Source organism: Lysinibacillus sp. UBA6686 (assembly GCF_002455205.1).
GTDB classification, from domain to species: Bacteria; Bacillota; Bacilli; order Bacillales_A; family Planococcaceae; genus Lysinibacillus; species Lysinibacillus pakistanensis.
Genome location: NZ_DKJS01000039.1, coordinates 1 through 21877, shown reverse-complemented (window position 1 = coordinate 21877; position 21877 = coordinate 1). Strand labels below are relative to the sequence as shown.

19 protein-coding genes are annotated in these 21877 nt (G+C 37.5%); 12 read left to right on the top strand and 7 right to left on the bottom strand.

What is annotated here, in order from left to right:
• Positions 1-255: 255 nt before the first annotated feature.
• Positions 256-927 carry a LytTR family DNA-binding domain-containing protein gene (locus B2R82_RS10020; RefSeq protein WP_286924708.1) on the bottom strand — a complete coding sequence of 224 codons (672 nt, stop codon included), beginning with the start codon at positions 925-927 and terminating at the stop codon, positions 256-258.
• 215 nt (positions 928-1142) lie between these two features.
• Between B2R82_RS10020 and aceA the strand changes: the two genes are divergently transcribed.
• A complete protein-coding gene (gene aceA, locus B2R82_RS10015; RefSeq protein ID WP_286924707.1) occupies positions 1143-2426 on the top strand; it encodes an isocitrate lyase in 1284 nt (427 codons plus the stop codon).
• Between the two features lie 112 nt (positions 2427-2538).
• A complete protein-coding gene (gene aceB, locus B2R82_RS10010; RefSeq protein WP_286924706.1) occupies positions 2539-4137 on the top strand; it encodes a malate synthase A in 1599 nt (532 codons plus the stop codon).
• A gap of 328 nt (positions 4138-4465) precedes the next feature.
• Here the strand turns inward: aceB and B2R82_RS10005 are convergent, their stop codons facing one another.
• Positions 4466-5131: an O-methyltransferase gene (locus tag B2R82_RS10005; RefSeq protein WP_286924705.1), complete on the bottom strand. Its 666-nt coding sequence runs from the start codon at positions 5129-5131 to the stop codon at positions 4466-4468.
• Positions 5132-5259: 128 nt separating this feature from the next.
• On the opposite strand from B2R82_RS10005, the gene B2R82_RS10000 reads away from it, so the two are divergent.
• The 6 genes from B2R82_RS10000 to B2R82_RS09975 all read left to right on the top strand — a co-directional run bounded on the left by B2R82_RS10000 (position 5260) and on the right by B2R82_RS09975 (position 10367).
• On the top strand, positions 5260-6147 hold the full coding sequence (locus B2R82_RS10000) for a LysR family transcriptional regulator (protein ID WP_286924704.1): 888 nt from the start codon (positions 5260-5262) through the stop codon (positions 6145-6147).
• A 68-nt stretch (positions 6148-6215) separates the two neighbouring features.
• The gene (locus B2R82_RS09995; protein WP_283870289.1) at positions 6216-6611 is read left to right on the top strand and encodes a GntR family transcriptional regulator; all 396 of its coding nucleotides are present in this window, start codon (positions 6216-6218) and stop codon (positions 6609-6611) included.
• Positions 6612-6615: 4 nt separating this feature from the next.
• The gene (locus B2R82_RS09990) at positions 6616-7710 is read left to right on the top strand and encodes a DUF1648 domain-containing protein (protein ID WP_286924703.1); all 1095 of its coding nucleotides are present in this window, start codon (positions 6616-6618) and stop codon (positions 7708-7710) included.
• Positions 7711-7846: 136 nt separating this feature from the next.
• On the top strand, positions 7847-8518 hold the full coding sequence (locus B2R82_RS09985; RefSeq protein WP_286924702.1) for a response regulator transcription factor: 672 nt from the start codon (positions 7847-7849) through the stop codon (positions 8516-8518).
• Positions 8515-9888 carry a HAMP domain-containing sensor histidine kinase gene (locus B2R82_RS09980; protein ID WP_376781264.1) on the top strand — a complete coding sequence of 458 codons (1374 nt, stop codon included), beginning with the start codon at positions 8515-8517 and terminating at the stop codon, positions 9886-9888. Before B2R82_RS09985 ends, B2R82_RS09980 begins: the two co-directional genes overlap by 4 nt.
• Positions 9889-9962: 74 nt before the next feature.
• On the top strand, positions 9963-10367 hold the full coding sequence (locus tag B2R82_RS09975) for a hypothetical protein (protein ID WP_286924701.1): 405 nt from the start codon (positions 9963-9965) through the stop codon (positions 10365-10367).
• Positions 10368-10424: 57 nt separating this feature from the next.
• Here B2R82_RS09975 and B2R82_RS09970 read toward each other — a convergent pair whose 3' ends face one another.
• Entirely contained in the window at positions 10425-12368 is a 1944-nt protein-coding gene (locus B2R82_RS09970; RefSeq protein WP_286924700.1) for an SEL1-like repeat protein, read from the bottom strand.
• 185 nt (positions 12369-12553) lie between these two features.
• Here B2R82_RS09970 and B2R82_RS09965 point away from each other — a divergent pair, with 185 nt between their 5' ends.
• The 4 genes from B2R82_RS09965 to B2R82_RS09950 all read left to right on the top strand — a co-directional run bounded on the left by B2R82_RS09965 (position 12554) and on the right by B2R82_RS09950 (position 16415).
• Positions 12554-13267: a glycosyltransferase family 2 protein gene (locus B2R82_RS09965; protein ID WP_286924699.1), complete on the top strand. Its 714-nt coding sequence runs from the start codon at positions 12554-12556 to the stop codon at positions 13265-13267.
• Positions 13268-13332: 65 nt separating this feature from the next.
• Positions 13333-13593 carry a metal-sensitive transcriptional regulator gene (locus B2R82_RS09960; protein WP_004233098.1) on the top strand — a complete coding sequence of 87 codons (261 nt, stop codon included), beginning with the start codon at positions 13333-13335 and terminating at the stop codon, positions 13591-13593.
• A gap of 231 nt (positions 13594-13824) precedes the next feature.
• Positions 13825-14979 (top strand): transglutaminase domain-containing protein, encoded by a 1155-nt coding sequence (locus tag B2R82_RS09955; RefSeq protein ID WP_286924698.1) that lies wholly within the window; start codon positions 13825-13827, stop codon positions 14977-14979.
• A 140-nt stretch (positions 14980-15119) separates the two neighbouring features.
• Positions 15120-16415 carry a transglutaminase domain-containing protein gene (locus B2R82_RS09950; protein WP_286924697.1) on the top strand — a complete coding sequence of 432 codons (1296 nt, stop codon included), beginning with the start codon at positions 15120-15122 and terminating at the stop codon, positions 16413-16415.
• 26 nt (positions 16416-16441) lie between these two features.
• Here the strand turns inward: B2R82_RS09950 and B2R82_RS09945 are convergent, their stop codons facing one another.
• The 4 genes from B2R82_RS09945 to B2R82_RS09930 are packed head-to-tail and all read right to left on the bottom strand — an operon-like array spanning position 16442 to position 21731.
• Entirely contained in the window at positions 16442-17389 is a 948-nt protein-coding gene (locus B2R82_RS09945) for an N-acetylglucosamine kinase (RefSeq protein ID WP_286924696.1), read from the bottom strand.
• Entirely contained in the window at positions 17386-18900 is a 1515-nt protein-coding gene (argH, locus tag B2R82_RS09940) for an argininosuccinate lyase (protein WP_286924695.1), read from the bottom strand. The genes B2R82_RS09945 and argH overlap by 4 nt, the downstream gene beginning before the upstream one ends.
• 27 nt (positions 18901-18927) lie before the next feature.
• Complete coding sequence (locus tag B2R82_RS09935; RefSeq protein ID WP_286924694.1) at positions 18928-20649, bottom strand: ABC transporter permease; 1722 nt, start codon at positions 20647-20649, stop codon at positions 18928-18930.
• Positions 20650-20660: 11 nt separating this feature from the next.
• On the bottom strand, positions 20661-21731 hold the full coding sequence (locus B2R82_RS09930) for an ABC transporter ATP-binding protein (RefSeq protein ID WP_286924693.1): 1071 nt from the start codon (positions 21729-21731) through the stop codon (positions 20661-20663).
• Between the last annotated feature and the right edge of the window lie 146 nt (positions 21732-21877).

Below are 21877 nucleotides of genomic sequence, written 5' to 3'. Positions count from 1 at the left end.
AGAGTAGGACGTCGCTAGGCAATAGTAAAACCAGAGTTTATTTCTCTGGTTTTTTCTTTTTTATTAAATATGGATAATTAAAATTTATAAAATTGTGTAATTCCAACAAAGTTTAAACAAAAACATAAATTTTGAATTATTCAATTGATATACTCTCTATTAGATAAGCAGATAACAAATAAAATCTGTCTACCTAATAGAGAGTTTTTTTCAATACAAACAAACTTTCAAAAAAAGTAGATACATGTGCTCGAATTAGAACTCTAGAGCGTCTCGAAGATTATTTAAATAAGATTGACTAACGGGCAGTTCGCTTCCATCCTTTAGGGTAATTATAAAATTGGAAGTAAGATCACGCGCCATTTTTTTTATGAAATGAATATTCACAATATAGGATCTATGAATGCGAATAAAGAATGAGGGTAGACGCATCTGTAGCTCCTTTAGCGTGATACTAGTTTTGAATTGATCTCCGTCCACATAAAACCACGTTTTCTTCTGTAGACTTTCAATATGAGATATCTTATCAATAGCTACAGGATTCCATTCTTCCTCATGCTTGCCCGTTAAGAATTGAAATGGCTCTAATTTCTTTTCTATAAAGGCTGAAGGCAATACTACAACAAGTGCTGCGGGTGCATCTAAAATGTGTATTGGATAGCCTATACCATAATAGGGTGTTTCAAATAGGGAATTATCTAATATTGCATCTGTCCGTTTTCTTGTACGTATCACCTGCTCTGCAATGCTTCCAGGTTGTACTTGTTGACCCACTTCCAAGTTGATGTTTTGATGTCCAGAATGAAAATAGATATAGGAGTTTTCGACAGCAATTGCAATGGAAGAGTAGGCTGGAATCCAGTCCTTTAGTATTGAAATAAACTGTTGTGAAATATCTTTTGGTGAAGAAAAAAACTCATTATTCATTGTGAATATCCCCCTTGTTTGTAAACAGATTACCAAATTTCGTCGCTAAAAAAACTGGTTTTATCATTAAAATTTGGCCTTTTATCTAAAAATAATGAAAATTCAGATGTTCTGTTATATATTAATTTACAACAAATAAGCCTGTTATGGAACAGTTAATTAAAAAGTTTTTTAACAGAGTGAATTGTATACAAAGGGGAAGGTGGAATTTCAATATGTCAACACGTCAAGAAAAAATTCAAGCACTAGAAAAAGAATGGGCGGAGAACCCACGTTGGGCAGGCATTGAGCGCTCTTATTCAGCTGAAGAGGTTGTAAAGTTACAGGGGTCTGTTGTGCTTGAACAAACTTTAGCAACTAAAGGTGCTGCACGACTTTGGAAGTCTCTACATCAGGAACCATTTATTAATGCATTAGGTGCATTAACTGGTAATCAAGCTGTACAACAAGTAAAGGCAGGATTACAAGCAATTTACTTATCAGGCTGGCAAGTAGCAGCTGATGCAAACCTTTCTGGTCAAATGTACCCTGACCAATCTTTATATCCAGCGAACTCTGTACCAGCAGTAGTAAAGCGTATTAACCAAGCTTTACAACGAGCTGATCAAATCGATCATGCTGAAGGACGTGTAGATCAATTTGATTGGTTTGCTCCAATCGTAGCTGATGCTGAGGCTGGCTTTGGTGGTCCTCTAAATGTATTTGAACTTGTAAAAGGAATGATTGAGGCAGGAGCTGCTGGTGTTCACTTAGAGGATCAATTAGCTTCTGAGAAAAAATGTGGTCACTTAGGTGGTAAAGTTTTACTTCCAACACAAAATGCTGTTCGTAACTTAGTTGCTGCTCGTCTTGCAACAGATGTAATGGGTGTAGATACAATTTTAATCGCACGTACGGATGCAGATGCAGCAGATATGGTAACATCTGATATTGATCCACGCGATGCTGAATTTATTACGGGTGAACGTACACCAGAAGGCTTCTTCCGTACAAAACCAGGTATTAAACAAGCAATTGCACGTGGATTGGCTTATGCACCATATGCAGATTTAATTTGGTGTGAAACATCTAAGCCGTCTCTTGACGAAGCTCGTGAATTTGCAGCAGCTATTCATGCTGAATTCCCAGGTAAAATGCTTGCGTATAACTGCTCACCTTCATTCAACTGGAAGGCTAACCTTTCAGAAGAAGAAATCGCTGAGTATCAACGCGAACTTGGTAAATTGGGTTATAAATTCCAATTTGTTACATTAGCAGGTTTCCATGCATTAAACCACTCTATGTTTGAGCTTGCACATGATTATAAAGACAATGGTATGGCTGCTTACTCTAAGTTACAACAAGCTGAATTCGCTTCTGAATCAAAAGGTTACACAGCTACACGCCATCAACGCGAGGTTGGTACTGGTTACTTTGATGAAGTTTCTCAAGTTATTTCTGGTGGTACTTCTTCAACAACAGCAATGGCTGGCTCTACAGAAACAGAACAATTTGTTTAATTCTAAATTAATTACGCGTATATCCTAAATTCATAATCATAGATAGTCTCCTCCGCTCCTCCTAAGGCGGGGGACGACTCAACTAAATTCACAAAGGTGGGGGAAACTACTAATGGAACAAGCAACAACTGGTAAGCTTAAAATTGTTGGGGAACAAAATGAGCAAACAAAAGAAATCTTAACACCAGAAGCCCTTGAGTTTGTTCTTGCCCTGCACGAAAAATTTGATGCTCGACGTAAAGAATTGCTAACAGCACGTCAAGAACGTCAAAAGCGACTTGATGCAGGTGAGAAGCTTGATTTCTTACCAGAAACAAAGCATATTCGTGAGGGAGATTGGTCAATTGCACCACTTCCAGCCGATTTGCAAGATCGCCGTGTTGAAATTACAGGACCGGTGGATCGTAAAATGGTTATCAATGCATTAAACTCTGGTGCAAAAATGTTTATGGCTTGCTTTGAGGATGCATCATCCCCGACATGGGAAAACATGATCGGCGGTCAAATTAATATGCGTGATGCTATTAATAAAACAATTGAATTTACTCAAGCATCCAATGGAAAGACGTATAAACTAAACGAGCAAACAGCAGTGTTATTAGTTCGTCCACGTGGTCTTCATTTACTTGAAAAGCATGTCCTCGTGGATGGAGAACCGATTTCAGGTAGTTTCTTTGACTTCGGCTTGTATTTATTCCACAATGCTAAAAATGCATTGGCACAGGGTACGGGTCCATACTTCTATTTACCAAAGCTTGAAAGCCATTTAGAGGCACGACTGTGGAATGATGTCTTTGTGTTTGCCCAAGATTATATTGGCATTCCTCAAGGTACAATTAAGGCTACAGTTCTAATTGAAACCATTTTAGCTGCATTTGAAATGGATGAAATTTTATATGAACTACGTGAGCATTCAGCTGGCTTAAATTGTGGTCGTTGGGATTACATTTTCAGCTATATCAAGCGTCTACGTAACCAGCCTGATGTCATTTTACCTGACCGTGGGCAAGTAACAATGACAGTACCATTTATGAAGGCGTATACATCATTGTGTATTCAAACATGTCATAAACGTAATGCACCAGCGATGGGTGGTATGGCAGCCCAAATTCCAGTTAAAGGTGATGATGAGGCGAACGCTGTAGCATTTGCAAAGGTTGCTGAGGATAAGCGTCGTGAAGCAACAGATGGCCATGACGGTACTTGGGTTGCACACCCAGGCATGGTTGCTACGGCGATGGAGCAGTTTGATGCGATTATGACAACGCCGAACCAAATCCATAAAAAACGTGAGGATGTAAATGTTATAGCTGAAGATTTAGTAGCTGTCCCAGAAGGTACAATTACACTTGATGGACTTCGTATAAACTGTAGTGTAGGTGTTCAATATATTGCCTCATGGTTACGAGGAAACGGAGCTGCACCTATTAATAACTTGATGGAAGATGCTGCAACTGCGGAAATCTCTCGTACACAAGTATGGCAATGGATTCGACATCCTAAGGGTATTTTAGATGATGGTCGTGGCATTACATTGGCATTCGTACTAGAAATCTTGGAAGAAGAGCTTGTGAAAATTAAAGAAGCTGTTGGGGAACAAGCCTATAACAGTGGTCGCTATGATGAAGCTGCCGAGCTGTTTAAATCTTTAATTGAGCAGGATGAATTTGCCGAATTCTTGACACTTCCAGGTTATGAAAAATTAGCTTAATCAATAGCAATCTACTAAACGAACATATCCAACTTTCCTAAAATAATTTGTGGACTGAACTCGAATGCAGTCCACCCAATTCCACTATTGAATGAGCAGGGTCTGTTCCCCTGTTCTTTCCTAAACGAAATGAGCGCGTTTTTGTAATAAAAAGGGGTCTACTTATAAAAGTAAAGAGATTTAAATGGGGTGTAAGATGTCTTGCAAGCTTAGATGGGGGGCTTGTAGGACATCTTTTTCGTAATAAGGTAAACTAAAAACAGTCTAGAGAACCAGTTAAGAATCCTTTCAGGGAGATGTCTCAGAATTTATGAGACATCTCTTTTTATTATTTAACGATCGCTAGCACAAAGCCATCGTACCCCTTAGTACCAACCGTTTGTATAGCTGTTGATTCAATCTGTGTTTCTTCTTTTAATAAATCCATAAATTGTCGCACACCTTGTACCCGTTCATCTTCACTTTTTTCATCTATTACTTCGCCATTGCGCACTACATTATCAGCGATAATTACAGCTCCTGGGTTAGCTAATTGTATAGCCCATTTTAAATAGTCTGGATTATTAGGCTTGTCTGCATCGATAAAAATGAAATCGAAAGCTGGAGCTGCATTTTTCAGGGTAGGTAATGTATCTAATGCATTACCAACAATTATTTCCACTTTATTTTCATAACCAGCATTTTTAATATTTTGCTTTGCTAGGGAAGCATACTCTGGATTAATCTCAAGAGTGTAGATTTTTCCTCCTTTTGGAAGGGAGCGTGCTAACCATAAACTACTGTATCCACCAAGAGTTCCGATTTCTAAAATATTCTTTGCACCTTTCATCTTGGCCAATAAATATAACAACATGCCTTGAGTTGGTGAGACATCGATTTCTGGAATACCTGCTACTTTATTTGCCTGTAATACAGCTTCAAGTTTTCTATCTACTGGTATTAACTTTTCCAAAAAATACTCATCTACATGATTCCAAACAGTTGAATTGGTCATCAAATCTTCTCCATTTCTGCATTTTCTCTTGCAAGCTTGCAAGTTAAGTGTATGTTAGAATAAATCATAATAAAAATATATTATTATTATTAATCCATAACTTTAGATTATGGGTATGAGGTGATACCATGAATATTCATGCATTGAAGTTATTTTATCAAGTTGCTACAACTGGTAGCTTCACAAAGGCAGCAGAGTTACTCTGTATTAGTCAACCAGCCATCTCAAGTCAAATTAAAAAATTTGAGCATGAAATTGGTGTTCAATTATTCAAACAGCAAGGAAGAGGTGTAATATTAACTGATTTTGGAGAAGCCTTAGCAGAAAAGGCGAGAAACCTTGTTGCACTTGAAGAGCACATTGAATCATTTATTGAGGATTTTCTATTTGCAAAAGCTGGTACGATACATATTGTTGCAACTTACTTACCAGCCAACTTTCTAATTCCAAAGTGGGCTGCTACCTTTAAAGGAGCACATGAAGATGTGAACTTAGTCATTACAACAACTAATACGAAAGATGCCTTTGAAAAGCTAATTCACTATAAAGCTGATATTGCCATTTATGGTGGTGGGATTTCAGAAAGGCCGGAGGAAATAGCATGGGAGGAGCTTTTTGAAGATGAATTATGGTTTGTTGTTTCACCTGCCCATCGCTATGCAAATCAAAGCATTGCACTTGCTGATATGATGAAGGAACCCTTTATAATGCGGGAGGAGGGTAGCTCTATGAGGGAGCATCTTTTTTCTTTATGTCAAACCTATCAAGTGAAACCGCCAAAAATAGCTCTTCAATTCAATGGCATCAATGAAACAATTCGTTCCGTTATGGCAGGTTATGGTGCAAATTTTATTTCATCCTTAGCAGTTCGCGAGTATGTGGATAGCGGTCAATTGGCAAGAGTTTATGTAAAGGATATTCATATTAAACATAAAATTACTATATGTACGAGAAAGAATGAAAGGCATAGTATACTTGTACAAAAATTTATAGAAACGATTAAGAGCTCTCTATAGCTTTTCTTTATGCATAATAATCAAATATTTGTTATATTATTTGTATAACAAATATGGAGATGATTGAAATGTATATTCAAATTGAGCCTCAATCTGACGTTCCTATTTATGAACAGGTAACACGTCAAATTATTGAAGGGATTGCAAGAGGAGAAATGAAGCCTGGTGACACCTTGCCATCCGTGCGTAATTTAGCGGCTGATTTAGGTGTTAATATGCATACAGTCAATAAAAGCTATCATGAGCTAGAAGAGAAGGGAATTATCACAATAAGAGCCAAATCAGGAGCTATTATTCGTTCAGCTGAAGAGCGAGCCTTAACACCTAAACAATTACAGCAGATTGAAAAAAATTTAAAGCCTGTTGTGGCAGAAGGAATGGTGCTTGGCGCAACAGCAGAGCAGATCGAGCACATGATGAAAAAGGTATTCGCTGATTTGCAAATATCCGTAGAAGGGGTATAGAGAGATGTTACTTGGTGTTTTTACCACAATCTACATCATAAATTTAGCTTTACAAGTTTTTATTCCCTATATTGTACGAGAAACAATTATCTTTGGTGTTACTGTGCCAGAGCAGAATGTAAAACATCCTACACTAAGGAATATGAAAAAGCATTATGCGCAAATAGTAGGCATATTTGGGATTGTGTTTTTAATAGTTATGATTGTAGGCTTTTCTTTTATACAATCTACCTTCATACAAGGGAATTTACTTCTAGGGTGCTTTTTTGCTATGCTTGCGGTGAGTATGGCACTATATTGGATGAACCATCATAAAGTTTTAAAACTTAAAAAGCAAGAGCAATGGGGCTTGCATATTAAGCAAGTGCGTTCCGTTGATTTAACAGCACGTAGCAGAGATGAAATGCTGCCATGGCCATTTTATGTAGCACCTGTAGGGGTAACAATTTTTTTAATCATCTTTACTTTGCTACATTACGAACAAATACCAGATAAAATAGCTGTTCATTGGGGGCCAAGAGGTGAGGCAGATTCTTGGAGAAATAAATCGTATTTTACAGCCTTATCTTTACCATTGATTATGCTAATGATGCAATGTATGATGTGGGGAGTTGTTGATTCTATAAAGCGTTCAGCGATTAAATTAGCTGTTAATCGTAAGGAAGAATCGTTGGAGGATCAACTGAAAAGTCGAAAATATATGAGTTGGAGTATTATGCTAATAAGCTATACGCTAACAATTCTATTCACGGTGCTACAGCTTAGCAATATTTATCCTTCAATAGCTGAAGGCAGTAAACTATTACCTTTATTTATTTTTTATTTAGTAATTATTCTAGGCTCTCTACTTGCTTATGCATGGAAAAAACGTCAGTTGCGTGTGAAGTTTGAGGAAAATTCCGATTCTAAAGTAATGGATTTGGATGATGACCGCTTTTGGAAAGGCGGACTAATCTATATGAATAAGCAGGACCCTTCTGTTTTTGTGGAGAAACGCTTTGGCATAGGCTGGACGATGAATCTTGCAAATCCAAGAGGCTATATTGTTATTGGATTACCACTTCTTATTATGCTGTTAATTTGTATCTTTGCACTCTAAAAACCTCTCGCTATTGCAGGAATGTAATGCAAATATTTTGCAATGCACCTGAAAAAATAGGCGAGTTTTTTTGTCTCCAAAAAGTAACATATGATAAATTTTAAGGAGCGTAAGGAAAAATGGAGGGTCAAATTATATGAAAATTCTTGTTGTGGATGACGATGTGCACATCTTGCAGCTTGTGAATATATATCTTACAAAAGAGGGCTATCAGGTTTTACAGGCTGAAAATGGACAGCAGGCACTACAATTACTTAAGGGGAGCTTACCTGATTTAGCAATTGTAGATGTGATGATGCCCGGAATGGATGGTTTTACACTGACGGAGATCTTGAGTCAAGATTACGATATTCCTGTCTTGCTGTTAACTGCAAAGGGAGAGCTTGAAGATAAGGAACGAGGATTTTTAGCAGGCTCAGATGACTATGTTGTGAAGCCTTTTGAACCAAGGGAATTGTTATTTCGTGTAGCGGCTATATTACGTAGATTAGATAAAAAAAATCAAATTACTATCCAAGTAGGTAGGCTACTCATTGACCGTCGAAGCTTTGAAGTTGTCATTGGAGAAGATACATTAGTTTTGCCATTAAAGGAATTTGAGCTACTTGCTTTACTCGCCTCACGTCCAAATCAGGTATTTACACGTAGTTTCATTATGGCACAAGTGTGGGGCTATGATTATGAAGGTGATGAGCAAACGTTAAATACGCATATGAAGCGCATTCGAGAGAGATTGCACCACTATATAACAGATGTTGAGATTACAACAGTTCGTGGTGTTGGTTATAAGCTTGAGGTTATTACATGATGAAAACATTATATAGTAAATTTGTAATCACAACGATGCTTGTTATGATTGGTAGCTTGTGTATAGGCTTTCTAGCGACAAATACTTATTATCATCAAGTTGTAAAGGAAAAAAATGATGCTAAAAATGTGAATATTGCGCGGGAAATTGCGAGCTATATAGAGACCGCAAAGCCTGAAGACCTTGATAAATATTTCACAACTTTAGGCGGAATTGGCTACCAAATCTATGTTACAGATGGTGATGAAGGGCAATTTTTTGGTGGTGAATACCGTGATAAATCACTGTCATCTAAGGTCGTTGATCGTGTTATAGGTGGGGAAATTTATCATGGTATGCGTGAATTTCCTAAAGAGACATTTGTAACAGGCTTTTTTGCGAATGAGCTTATTAATACGATAGGTGTACCATTTACAATTGAAAATAAGCATTATGCATTGTTTTTAAGACCTGATATTCGATTATTATTCTCTGAGGTGCATACGATACTAGCGGGGCTTATTTTAGTAATGACGATCCTTAGCTTATTAGCCATGCTATTATTTGCTAAAGCATTAATTCGCCCCATCACGAAGTTAACTGAGGCCACCCATCAACTAGCCCATGAAAAATTTGATACGTTATTGAATATTGACCGTGCAGATGAGATTGGACAACTGGCAATTAGCTTTAATGTCATGACAGAAAAATTACAGGAAAATGATCGCATGCGTAAGGAGTTTATTAGTAATGTATCACATGATTTTCAGTCACCATTGCTAAATATTCAAGGTTATGTAGATTTATTAAAGAATCCTTCGCTAACAGAACAGGAGCGGCAGGAATATACAATGATTATTGAACTGGAAACAAAGCGCCTTTCTACGTTAACGAAGCAGTTACTTTTGCTGACTTCATTGGATCAATCTACAAGATTATTAAAGCGTGAACCTTATCGTTTAGATGAGCAATTGAGGGAGACTGTTAGCAAGTATCGCTGGCAACTTGAGGAGGCAAATATGCAATTAACCTATCAGCTTGTGCCCCTTATTTATTGCGGCGATGCAGGACTGCTACAAAATGTTTGGGATAATTTGTTGACCAATGCTATTAAATATAATGTCGAGAACGGAGAAATTCATATTCATTTACAGGAGCAATTGACCTATGTTGAAGTACTAATCGAGGATAGTGGTATAGGAATAACTGCTGATCAATTACAGCAAGTATTTGATCGTTTTTATCGAGTAGATGCTTCAAGAACAAAGCAAGGGACTGGGCTTGGGCTAGCTATTGTTAAACAAATCGTAGAGCTACATGAAGGCTCAGTTCAGATGGAAAGTGTTATTCATTCTGGTACAAAGGTTTTTATCCGTTTACCAAAATTGTAATAAGGAGTTCATGTAAAGTTCATGTTCCCCCAATAAACTACTGATAGTTGAAAAAGCTTAGGGGGAATCATCGAATGGAACAAAAATGGAGTTTACGTTTAATACGCCTTGCTGCAATTTTTGCGTTGTTTGGAACGTATTTGGGTTCACATATGTCCGGTTCAGGAAGTTATCAATTTAGACCAATACATGCACACGTTTTACTAGTAGGCTGGTTAAGTATGTTCGCATGGGGAATTTTTTACCGTGCGTTCAAAGTGAAATCTCAAAAATTAGTAGTTATACATGGCTGGACAGCTATTTTAGGTGTTTTTGGCTTAACGTTAGGGATGTGGTTTTACAATTTAAACCCATTCAATTTTAGCAGTACATTTACATTAATTTTCTTTATTGTAGGTGGGACAACCTTGTTAATAAGCTTTGCATTATTTATCGTTGTAACATTTATGATTCAACAAAAAGAAGAAATGAAAATGTAAGGCGAATACCGTGTCACAGTTAGGTTAGCAGGTGACACGGTATCCCCGTTTTAGTGGCTATTCTTTTATATTTTCGAGAGACATCTTTAGCCATTTTGTTGCCTCATTATAATCTTGAGCAACACCCAGCCCTTTTTTATACAGCATACCTAGCTGAAATTGGGCCTTTTGATGGCCTTGATTAGCAGCTAGACGATAAAGTTGAGCGGCCTTTACAAAATCCTTAGGGACACCCTGTCCATGACAATGCATTTGAGCTAATTGATATCGTGCTTTAGCATGCCCCTGTGCTGCAGCCTGTTCAATCCATTTCGCAGCCTCTGTATAATCCTGTTCGACACCTTTTCCTTTATCAAATAAATTTCCAAGCTGATATTGAGCACCTGCATGCCCTTGAATGGCTGCTAGCCGATAACAGCGCCGTGCCTCTTCTAAATTTTGTTCAATTCCTATGCCCTGTTCATATAAAAGTCCCAATTGGTACTCTGCATTAATATGAGACTGATCTGTGGCTGCTCTCCACCATTTCGCAGCCTCCTTATAATTTAATGTGCCACCAGCTTCATTTACATATAATAATCCAAGCTCGTACTGGGCATCAGCATAGCCTTTTTCTGCGGCTTTTTTAAAATAAGGTAAGGCTTTGTCAGACTGCTCAAGCTGATATACATACATACGCCCAAGTTCGAAGCCTGCACTTATATGTCCATGACTAGCAGCGAGCTGCAACCATTTTTCAGCTAAAGCTATATCTTTTTCCTTTTGATACAGCAGACCGAGACAATATTGAGCATTTGTATGCCCACTATGTGCCGCAAGCTTAAACCACTTAATAGCCTCTACTTGGTCCTGAGCAATACCTTGACCTGTGTTATAGAGCATTGCTAATTGAAATTCTGCATTCGTATGGTCTTGGAGTGCTGCCATGTGGAACCATCTAGCAGCTTCTTCAAATTTTTGTGTGATACCACGACCTTTTAGATACATGTAGCCGAGATTATACTGGGCACTTGCATCACCTGCTAAGGCGGCCATTTCAAAATAGGTCATCGCCTCTTCATAGCTTTGCTCTACACCTGTTCCGTTATGATAAAGAAATCCAAGGTTATTTTGAGCACTTGTATTGCCTTGATTGGCTGCAGAAATATACCATTTTGCTGCCTCAAAAAAATCTACAGGTACACCTAGTCCTTGATTAAAAAGTACGCCTAAATTATACTGAGCATCAGCATTTCCTAAATTCGCAGCCTCTTTGTAGTAGTGAGCTGCTTTCTCATAATCCTGCGAGACACCCTGTCCTAAATGATAAAGTACTCCTAAACTATATAAAGCATTTACATCTTTTTGCTCCGCAGCCCTCTCATACCATTTTCTTGCTAGAGTATAATCTTTTTTTACACCGCGACCGTGATTATAAAGCACCCCTAAATTATATTGGGCGCTTGGATTGCCCTGTTTTGCTGTCATCTCGAACCAGTCTGCTGAATTTTTATAGGCCTCTACTGACAGATGCTCTTGATGTAGTATATTGCCATTTAAAATGGATGTTAAATCTTCAAAATTAGAGCTTTTACTTGGTAATTTGGCCTTGAAGCTTCGATCGTAGCGTTTAAGAAACCACTCTACAATATCACTTAAATAATCAAGAACAATTTTCGCAGCCTTTGCCTCGACAACCTCATTGCTTTGACTGGAGGCCATTTTATTCACAAGGTTCATTAGTAAATAGATACGGCGTGGATGTATTTTAGCAACAAAATCACGTTGATTAAGTAAAGAATGTATGTTTTTTAGCCTAGGTTCTACATGCATTTCTAACTTATAAATTTCATATAAAATTTCCTCTAGTACGAGAAGTGATTTATGTAGGGATAGAGCTGGCTTCGAAATAGCGAATGCATTTGCACCCTGTAAATTTTCAGCTAAATTTAGGAAGGATAACGCTCTTACTTTCTTACATTGATCTTGTAGGATTTCCTCTTGCCTGACGATTGTCCTCACCTCTTTCATCCTCTTTTTTCATATATCGGGAAAATATCTATATTATTGATATGTTTAATGGGATTCATCAGTTGAATTGTCATCGTTACATGATACTATGTGATATAAGGGAGAATTTCAAAAAGAATTGTTAAAAAGTGCATCTGCCAACGTTTCATTTTAATGCCGTCCGGAGGATAGAAATAATGAAAAATATTGCAGCCGTTATTCCAGCATTTAATCCACAATCTTCATTAATAACATATGTACATCAGCTTTTAACAACAACGATTTCACAAATTATTATTGTTAATGATGGTAGCGATGATAAATATGCAAATATTTTCGAAGAGTTGAAGAGCATTAATTGCTGTCGAGTGTTAGAGCATGATAAAAATATTGGAAAGGGCGGCGCACTGAAAACAGCATTTTCTTATATATGGTCTCAAAAAAGTCAATTTCAAGGTGTAATAACTGTCGGTGCTCACAATCAACATACAGTGCAAGATGTAAAATTAGTATTAACGATGACAAAGGTATTCTCAGAAGGGATTGTGCTAGGAGTACGTAATTTTCATTCATCAGACAGTACCCTTTTGTCCTACTGGGGAAATCGTGCAACAAGCTTGTTTTTTGAGCTTCTTTACCATAAAAAGCTAATGGATACTCAGACTGGTCTAAGATATATCTCTATAAAAGAACTTCCATGGTTGCTGCGAGTAAAGGGAGCACGTTATGATTATGATACAAATATGCTAGTTGCAGCACTTAAAAGAAAGTGTCCAATTTTTGAGGTGGAGATTGGGCAGTTACGTATAAAGAAAAATACCATTATTCAATATGATGAAATTATCAATGCAGGAACAATTATTACTAAAATGCTTATGAATTATTTAAAACCAAGGGACAATAATCAATAAGTTTATAAATAAATAACATTAATTACTCAAGAACGTAGCGAGTATGGAAAAAAGGAGCAATGATGATGGAGTATTCAGATCAAGTAAAAAATCGTGTTAAACGTATGGAAGGCCAGCTACGTGGTATTTTGAAAATGATGGAGGAAGAAAAGGACTGTAAGGCAGTCATTACCCAATTGTCTGCAGTACGTTCAGCAGTAGATCGTACAGTAGGGGTGATTGTAAGTACAAATCTTTTAGAATGTGTACAAAATGCTGAAGGGGATGGCGAGAAAATGAATGAAGCTATTCAGGAAGCCGTTAATTTAGTAGTAAAAAGTCGTTAAAACCATGGAAAAAATACCCACTAAACTCACTAATTTAGGTGGGTTTTTATTTTTGCAAAAATATAGTTTATTTCGGTGCTAATTTAGAAAAATTAGGGATTTTAACCTATGTAATTTTATGGTTTTATTAGTTAAAAGTCATAGTTAGTGAACTTGTACGATAGATTTATAGTTACTTTTTCTGTTATGCTAATTATTAAGAAGATTACCATAAATCGGAAGGTGATTGTTATGAAAAAATGGCTGATAGGTGGAGCAGCTTTATTGATGTTAAGTCCAACAGCAGCTCTTGCTCAAAATACAAATACTCATCCAGAAAATACTTCCCCAGTGATTGCTTATAATGCAGTAGCTAATTCTAAAGTAACGACTTGGGATCAATTTACAGCAGAAATCGTCAAGCAATTAAATAATTTCACACCAGAAATTAAAATTACATATAGTGGTCCAATGACTAATTTTAAAGATAAATTTATGGATGCCTATGAAAAGGCTCAGAAGCAAGCCGTCTATGCGAGTGGTCATTTGGAAAGTACCGCTATATCTGCGGATTCATCTGGTAATGTGACGTTTAAAGTCAAATATTTCACAAACCAAACACAAGAAGTAGCTGTACAAAAAAAGATTGATCAAGTATTAAAAACAATTATTAAGCCTTCTATGACAGAATTTGAAAAAGTAAAGGCCATTAATGATTATATTGTATCAAATAGTGAGTATGGTACAAAGACAAAGGCTAGTCCTCATAGTGCATATGCGCTGCTAATGGAAGGGCAGGCTGTTTGTCAAGGTTATACGCTAACGGCTTATAAAATGCTGGAGCAAGTAGGGATCGAATCGAAATATGTTGTTGGCTTTGTTAACGGCAATGAGGACCATGCATGGAATTTAGTGAAGGTCGATGGCAAATGGTATCATTTAGATACAACATGGAATGATCCATTACCAAATCGTGTAGGTGTTTCTTCATACGATTATTTTTTAGTAACAGATGCACAGCTTAAAAAAGATCATACTTGGATAACGTCAGATTATCCTGCTGCAACAAGTACAACATATAGTTATATGCAAAATGTTCATTATGCTTATCAAGATAAGAACACATTATACTTTAGCAATACAGCAGATAATGATAAATTGTATAAGCTTGATTTAGCAAGTGGTAAGAAGACTAAAATTATTGATAAGCGTGCCCTCTACATTACTGGTGCGGACGACTTTTTGTACTTCAGTGACTTCAGTAATAGCGGTTACTTAACGAAACTAAATCTAAAGACATTAAAAATGGAAGTGCTAGTAAAGCAATCCGTTTCAGATTTAAGAATTAGTGATAATCATTTAGTTTACAATATGAATAAAAAAGAACAAAAACTTAAAATAAACTAGGATTCTAAAAAACGTAAAAAATAGAACCTCTTAAAATTAAGTATCTGTAAATAAAATGTAAGCACAAAGGAGCTCTCAAGTGAGTTCTTTGTGCTTTTTTGTATATAATAAAAAGAGGAAGACGGTTGGAGGTGAGGATTTTGTGGAAAAAATTAGCCATTATCGTAATAATCGTTATATTTATTGACCCAATTTATACGACTGGAAAAGCAGTTGTCCAACAAGTAATTACTTGGGCAAATAATGATGAAATTGAAACAATGCTGCTCTCAACAAAGGAAAAAATTGTAGATGTCACTGCCAAATTGTCAGAGAATACCTCTATTGAAACAGCCACACCTCTAGAAGAGGAACCAGAAGCAAGGGTTGCTGTGACAGCTCCTACTGCTCCGAAGCCTGACGCAAAATTAGTAGTAACAAATGCAAAGGAAATGGCTGATGCAATGTATGCCTACTACAGTAGTTTTTCACCAACGTTTGAGATTCAATATAAAGGGAGTACACAACGAATTGAACAGATTGTGGAAGAAGCCTATGACAATGCTATAAAACGAGATGACTATGTATATGGACATATTAGCAAACACTCAATCCGGTTTGAATATGGTAGAAAAACAGCCACAATTTATGGTAAACAAAGCTATTTGATGACACCAGATCAAGCAGCATATGTGGAAACAAATATTCAAGACATAGTTGCTTCTATTCAACAAAAATCTTTAAATGATATAGAGAAGGTAAGGGCTGTTAATGACTTTATCGTTGCTAACACAGCTTATACCGATCAAACTTCTTCAAGCCCACATAGCGCATATACTGTACTGGCTGAGCATGGGGGGGTTTGTCAAGGATATGCATTGTTAGCACATTCGATGCTCCAAAAGCTAGGTATAGAAACAAAATATATAGTGGGCTATGTTGGACAGGAAGGACATGCTTGGAATTTAGTCAAGCTGGACGGCCAATGGTATCATCTTGACACAACATGGAATGACCCAGTCCCTGATCGTAAAGGAGCGGTGCGGTATCAATACTTTTTAGTGGATGATCGAACGATGGCAAAAGATCATACATGGATTGCTGAAGACTATCCTAAAGCGACGAGTACTAAATATAACTATTTTCATAATATAGACTTTCCGGCTCAGGTAGGGCAGCAAATTTTTTATAGTGATGTTACTGATGATAATAAACTATATATGCTTGATTTGAGAACAGGTCAGTCAATGCGTATTTCAAACTCTCGAGCACAATATATCGTGTATGCAGATGGCTGGCTCTACTTTAGCAATTATTCGCATGGCGCGTATTTAACAAAAATTCGTCCTGACGGAAGTGGGGAACAGATTCTTAATAGAGAGGATACGAAGGATCTATTTGTAAAAGACGGCTATTTATATTTTACAACAGATGGATTGAAAAAAATGGCGCTCTAAATCAAGTATATAAAAGGCCTATGACATTATAAATTGTCATAGGCTCTTTTTGTACGTTCTATAAGGTAATAAATAGGCTGATGTTGGCATAAGGAAACCTCAATTTGTGGATACATGGATTTCATTTCCTGAGAGAAGGTTTTAAAAATAATTGGGTTATGCTTAATAGCACCACCGTTGCAATAAAGGTTAAATGTGCCACCATTGTAGCCTATTTTTTTCAATACAGCACAAGCTAAAAGCACTAATTCATGGGCAGCTTGCATGGATATTTGAATGGCGCAAGAATCCTTTTTAGTTACTGCATCTGCCAAAAATGCGCCCATTTTTGCGAGCTGTGCATTTGTATAAGATGGATTGAACAGCCATGCAGCTAGTTCCGTAACATCTTGAATGCGTAAATAATGATAGACTGCATTTTTTAGGATGGTTGGTTCCCCGCGTCCGTCCTCCATCTTGAAAATAGCACGAATTACTTCTTGTCCTAGCCAATAGCCGCTACCTTCATCCCCTGCGCGATGTCCCCAACCACCAGCGCGTGCAATTTTAGAGCCATCAAAGGCATACGCAATGGCACCCGTGCCTGCAATAAGTAAAGCACCTGCTTGATCAGCAGTGACCCCTAGTAAAGTAGCTTGTGCATCATTTTCAATAATAAGTGTATCGACTTGCAATGAAGTAGAGGAGATGGCCTGTTGAACAATAGCTGATACAATTTCATGATCTTTAGGGGAATCAATCCCAGACAATGCAAAGGTAGCTACCTCAATTTTTGAATCCTCTTGTTTTTGTAAAAAATCATATACATTTGCTAGTAAGGATTGTAATACTGCTGTAGCTGATTCAGTACCAATGGCTTGATAGTTGGAGCCCTTTGTGGAATTTGAATATTTAATTTCACCAGATTCGGCATGTACGACTGCACAAGCCGTTTTAGTAGCACCACCGTCAACAATAAGGAGCCATTTCGTCATTGATTCCAGTCCTCTAAAAATACAGTTAATTGTTTTTCTGCCTCAATGATTTTTGTCTCCTTTGCATGAATCCAGGCATAAAGATCTTGAGCTTTTACCTTAGATTTTTCAAGCGATGCCTTCATCGTTTCTGGTGCTGGGCCACCAGGCAATGTACGAACACCTACAAAAGTTTCTGGCTTTAAAGTATTATAAAAATCCTCTTCAGAAATATTTAACGGTTTACCAGTAATTAGCTTAGATTGTGTATTCGCTAATCCCCATGAAAGGCTTGCTAAAGATTCCTCACCGTGAGCAAGCAGTACTTTTATGCATTTGCTGACAATACTATGTGACTGACGGAAGGATATCCCCTCAGATCGTACCAGGGTATCAGCAAGCTCTGTTACGTTGGCAAAGCTATTTTCTGCTCGATTTCTTAATTTTTTCTTGTTCACATTCATTGTCACAACAAGTGAACCAAATAGTTTGTAAATACCTAGTAAACGATCAATAGCACGCCATAAATAGGGTTGCATATCATCTTCTGTGTCTACGATATCTCCAAACGGTGTATTATGTACCATTTGTAATACTGTACTAGCATCCCCAACAACCGCTGAGAGTAATGAACGAGTATGCTCAATTGAAACAGGGTTACGTTTTTGTGGCATGATGGAGCTAATTTGTACATATGGACTTGCTAGTGTAAAGGCATTGAATTCCTGCGTAGCCCACAGTAAAAAGTCCTGTGATGTACGACCAAGATTAAGCGCTGCAAGCTGTACAATGCTTGCTGCCTCAGCAATATAATCTGCACCTGCGACCGCATCCCAGGCATTTTCGATAATCTCATCGAATGCCAATAAATCACGCATACGCTCTCGACTAATTTTGAAGCCTGTCGTTGTTAGTGCTGCTGCCCCCATACTGCTGCGGTTAACTGTTTTGTAGACATGCTGCAAACGTTCGAAATCCCGTTCTAACTGATCGATAACAGCCTTCAAATAATGCGCAAAGGTTGTTGGCTGTGCCTGTTGAGTATGGGTATAGCCAATCATAATAGTATCAACATGCTCCTCTGCCGCTGCGATTAAATCATCACGTAATGTTAATAATTCACGCATAAGCAATAATAATTTCTTTCTTAATGTCATGCGATAAATGGCAATACCCATGTCATTACGACTTCTGCCAATGTGAAGATTTCCGGCAACATCACCAGCCAATTCTATCAATTTATTTTCGATACGGAAGAATAAATCCTCATATCTTGGGCTGTAATCCTCTAAGCGATAGTAGTTTAAATCTAGCTTTTTAAGTGCGACACCAATTTGTTTTGCCTCTTCTTTTTTAATGAGTCCTTGTTCTTCTAGCATTTTCAAGTGTGCAATATTAATTTGTAGCATGATTGATAAAAAGTTTTTCTTTGCTTCATCATAGGCCGGTTGTAAGACAATTTTGCGATAAATATTAGAAGGGAAAATCATCCCATCTTCTTGCTGTGTTTTGTTGCGGAAATCTTCAAACATGTTCATTGCCTCCTAGTAGATGAGCAGTTAGATGGCCGAGCCAGCACTGCCCTTAGATAACTTCTCAGAAATAATCAGTACAATTAAAATTAAACAAATTTGTAAAACACCATAAGCACAGGCAGTTCCAAATTTAAATGAATATAGTTTTTGGAATATAGCGACGGACAATGGAATAGTTGATGTACTGTAAATAAGAATGGATGCTACAAACTCACCAATGCTTTGGACAAGCGCTAATAATGTTCCTGCAAGAATTCCAGTAAAGGTAAGCGGTACTACGATTCGTCTAAACGTATACCACCAAGTGGCACCTAGGCCTCGTGATGCTTCTTCAATAGACTGATCTAATTGCACAAGTGAAGCGGATGTCGAGCGAAAGACAAGCGGTAAATGTCTAATAAAGTAAGCTAATGGCAAAATCCAGAACGTCCCAATAAGTACCTGATTAAAAGCAAAGACGTTTTCGGTACTAAAGGCTGCAATTAAGTTAACTGCAACAACAGTCCCTGGTAATGCCCATGGTACCATAATTAGTATATCAAGTAATGTTTTACCTTTGAAGTTTAATCGTATCATAGCGTAAGCAGCTGCAACCCCAAAAATTATATTACCAATCGTAGCAACAACACCCATCTGTATAGAATTCCAAATGGGTCGCCATGTGCGTTCATCTGTAAACAGTGCTACATAATGACTCATTGTGTATTCAGTTGGGAGAATTTGCGTTTTCCATGCACCATCCACGGAAAATGAAATTAATATAAGCACGAATATGGGTAAAATCAAAATTAAGGTGCCAATGAACGAAGCAGCTGAGGCGGCTATTTTCATTCCCTTTGAAGATACTTCTGATCGATGGATACTGACGCCTTTGCTTAGATTTTGATAGTTTCGGCGATTTTGATACCAACGCATTAGCAACAAAAAGGAGATAGACACAAAGGATAAAATCATTGATTGTGTCGCTGCCATATCTAAATTGCCATTCGTACGGGATAAATAAATTTGCATTGTCATTGTACGCTCTACACCGAACATTAATGGTGCCGTGTAGGATGCCATAGATATCATAAATACTAACAATGAAGATGCCACTATTGAGGGGGTCAGCATAGGTAATATAACCTTTGTCCATATACGGATACGTCCAGCGCCAAGGCTCGTAGCTGCTTCCTCTAAAGCTGGATCCAGTCCCTTTATAGCTGCAGAGGCAGTCAGATAGAAATAGGTATACATCGTGAACGTATGGACAACGATAACTCCCCAGATTCCCTTTAACGAAAAGGGTACATGATCCAATCCAAATAAATGCTGGAAGGCGCGTGGAAAGATACCGCTTTCTCCATATAAAAATGTAAAGGACAACACACCTACTAACGGTGGAAGAGCCATCGGTACTAATACTAAAATTGATAGCAGCCGTCTTCCAGGAAAATCATAACGTTCCAGTAAAAATGCCATTGTCACACCGACAATTGCACAGCATATAACACTGATGACTGAAATATATAGACTAGTCCATAATGCTTCTAAATTGGCGGGGCTAGCCAGATCAAAAAATTTTTTATAGGAGAAAAATGGATCATCACCTGAAAAACTCTGTAAAAAAGTTTGATAAAAGGGATAAACCACATAGGCAAACAATACTAAAAATAATGGCGCAATGAGGATATATACAAACCCATTAGAATACGTAATTCGTGACCATATATTTTCTTTAGGAGAGTTGATGGGCGTTTTGTTCATGTTATTCCCTCCTATTCCCCTAAAAAATACATTGCATCGTACGGAATATTTAACGTAATATCCTCACCAATCTTTTTTAATGAACCGCTTGAATTAACAATCATAACCTTTAACGAAAATTCATGAAAATCGACAATATAATTCACGCTAATTCCAGTAAATTCAACAAAAGAAATTTTACCAGTCAATGTATTGTCACCTTTATCAAGACGAATCGATTCTGGACGAATAGAGATAAACACTTTGTCTCCAATCATATGCGATGAAGTTAGAGAGCTTTGGTGCTTTCGCCCAGTGAGAACAAGTCCATTTGCTGTTTTTGCTTGTATATGCTCGTCATCAATAGCATCAATGGTTGCTTCGATTAGGTTTGTTTCACCGATAAAATTAGCAACGAAGCAGCTTAAAGGGCGATGATAAACTTCCTGAGGGGTACCAATCTGCTTGATATAGCCATTTTCCATCACCATAATGCGATCAGACATGGCCATGGCTTCCATTTGATCATGCGTCACATAGATAGTTGTAACACCAAGCTCGCTTTGAATTCGTTTTATTTCAATTCTAGTTTCCTCACGCAATTTTGCATCTAAATTCGATAAAGGCTCGTCAAGTAGTAAAATATCAGGCTCAATCACAAGAGCTCTTGCCAACGCGACCCTTTGCTGTTGCCCGCCTGATAGCTCATTGATTTTTCGGTTTCCATAGGGTTCTAGATGAACAAGCCCTCGAATTCGATCGACCTTTTGTTTAATTTCACTTTTGGTAAGTTTTCTAACCTGTAAACCAAAGGCTATATTTTCATCAACTGTCATATGGGGAAATAGAGCATAGTTTTGAAACACCATACCGATATTCCGTTTATTGGGCTGAAGCCGAGTCACATCCTGATCATCAAATAGAATTTTTCCCGCTGTTGGGTAGTAGAAGCCGGCAATCATTCTCAACGTGGTTGTTTTACCACAGCCACTCGGACCAAGAAATGTAAAAAATTCCCCAGCTTTAATATCAAGACTTAAATTTTTTACACCATGCACCTGACCAAATTGCTTAGAGACATTCTCTATTTTGACACTTCTCAAAAAAGTGCTCCTTTCTCGCAGAAAGTTAGAATACATGAAGGCTTTCAAATAAGAAATTCTGTTATCCTTTCGGTGAGCAATAGGTGGTCATTTATACAAAAATAGCAAACTAGTGATAACACTAGTCATAGTGTTGAAAAACTAAA

Coding starts and splice junctions, on each gene's coding strand:
- B2R82_RS09945 (WP_286924696.1), bottom strand. CDS start 17,389: ATGACGAAATGGCTCCTTATTGTTGACGGTGGTGCTACTAAAACGGCT.
- B2R82_RS10005 (WP_286924705.1), bottom strand. CDS start 5,131: ATGACCAATTCAACTGTTTGGAATCATGTAGATGAGTATTTTTTGGAA.
- B2R82_RS10000 (WP_286924704.1), top strand. CDS start 5,260: ATGAATATTCATGCATTGAAGTTATTTTATCAAGTTGCTACAACTGGT.
- B2R82_RS09960 (WP_004233098.1), top strand. CDS start 13,333: ATGGAGTATTCAGATCAAGTAAAAAATCGTGTTAAACGTATGGAAGGC.
- B2R82_RS09935 (WP_286924694.1), bottom strand. CDS start 20,649: ATGAACAAAACGCCCATCAACTCTCCTAAAGAAAATATATGGTCACGA.
- argH (WP_286924695.1), bottom strand. CDS start 18,900: ATGTTTGAAGATTTCCGCAACAAAACACAGCAAGAAGATGGGATGATT.
- B2R82_RS09990 (WP_286924703.1), top strand. CDS start 6,616: ATGTTACTTGGTGTTTTTACCACAATCTACATCATAAATTTAGCTTTA.
- B2R82_RS09985 (WP_286924702.1), top strand. CDS start 7,847: ATGAAAATTCTTGTTGTGGATGACGATGTGCACATCTTGCAGCTTGTG.
- B2R82_RS10020 (WP_286924708.1), bottom strand. CDS start 927: ATGAATAATGAGTTTTTTTCTTCACCAAAAGATATTTCACAACAGTTT.
- B2R82_RS09965 (WP_286924699.1), top strand. CDS start 12,554: ATGAAAAATATTGCAGCCGTTATTCCAGCATTTAATCCACAATCTTCA.
- B2R82_RS09955 (WP_286924698.1), top strand. CDS start 13,825: ATGAAAAAATGGCTGATAGGTGGAGCAGCTTTATTGATGTTAAGTCCA.
- B2R82_RS09980 (WP_376781264.1), top strand. CDS start 8,515: ATGATGAAAACATTATATAGTAAATTTGTAATCACAACGATGCTTGTT.
- aceA (WP_286924707.1), top strand. CDS start 1,143: ATGTCAACACGTCAAGAAAAAATTCAAGCACTAGAAAAAGAATGGGCG.
- aceB (WP_286924706.1), top strand. CDS start 2,539: ATGGAACAAGCAACAACTGGTAAGCTTAAAATTGTTGGGGAACAAAAT.
- B2R82_RS09995 (WP_283870289.1), top strand. CDS start 6,216: ATGTATATTCAAATTGAGCCTCAATCTGACGTTCCTATTTATGAACAG.
- B2R82_RS09975 (WP_286924701.1), top strand. CDS start 9,963: ATGGAACAAAAATGGAGTTTACGTTTAATACGCCTTGCTGCAATTTTT.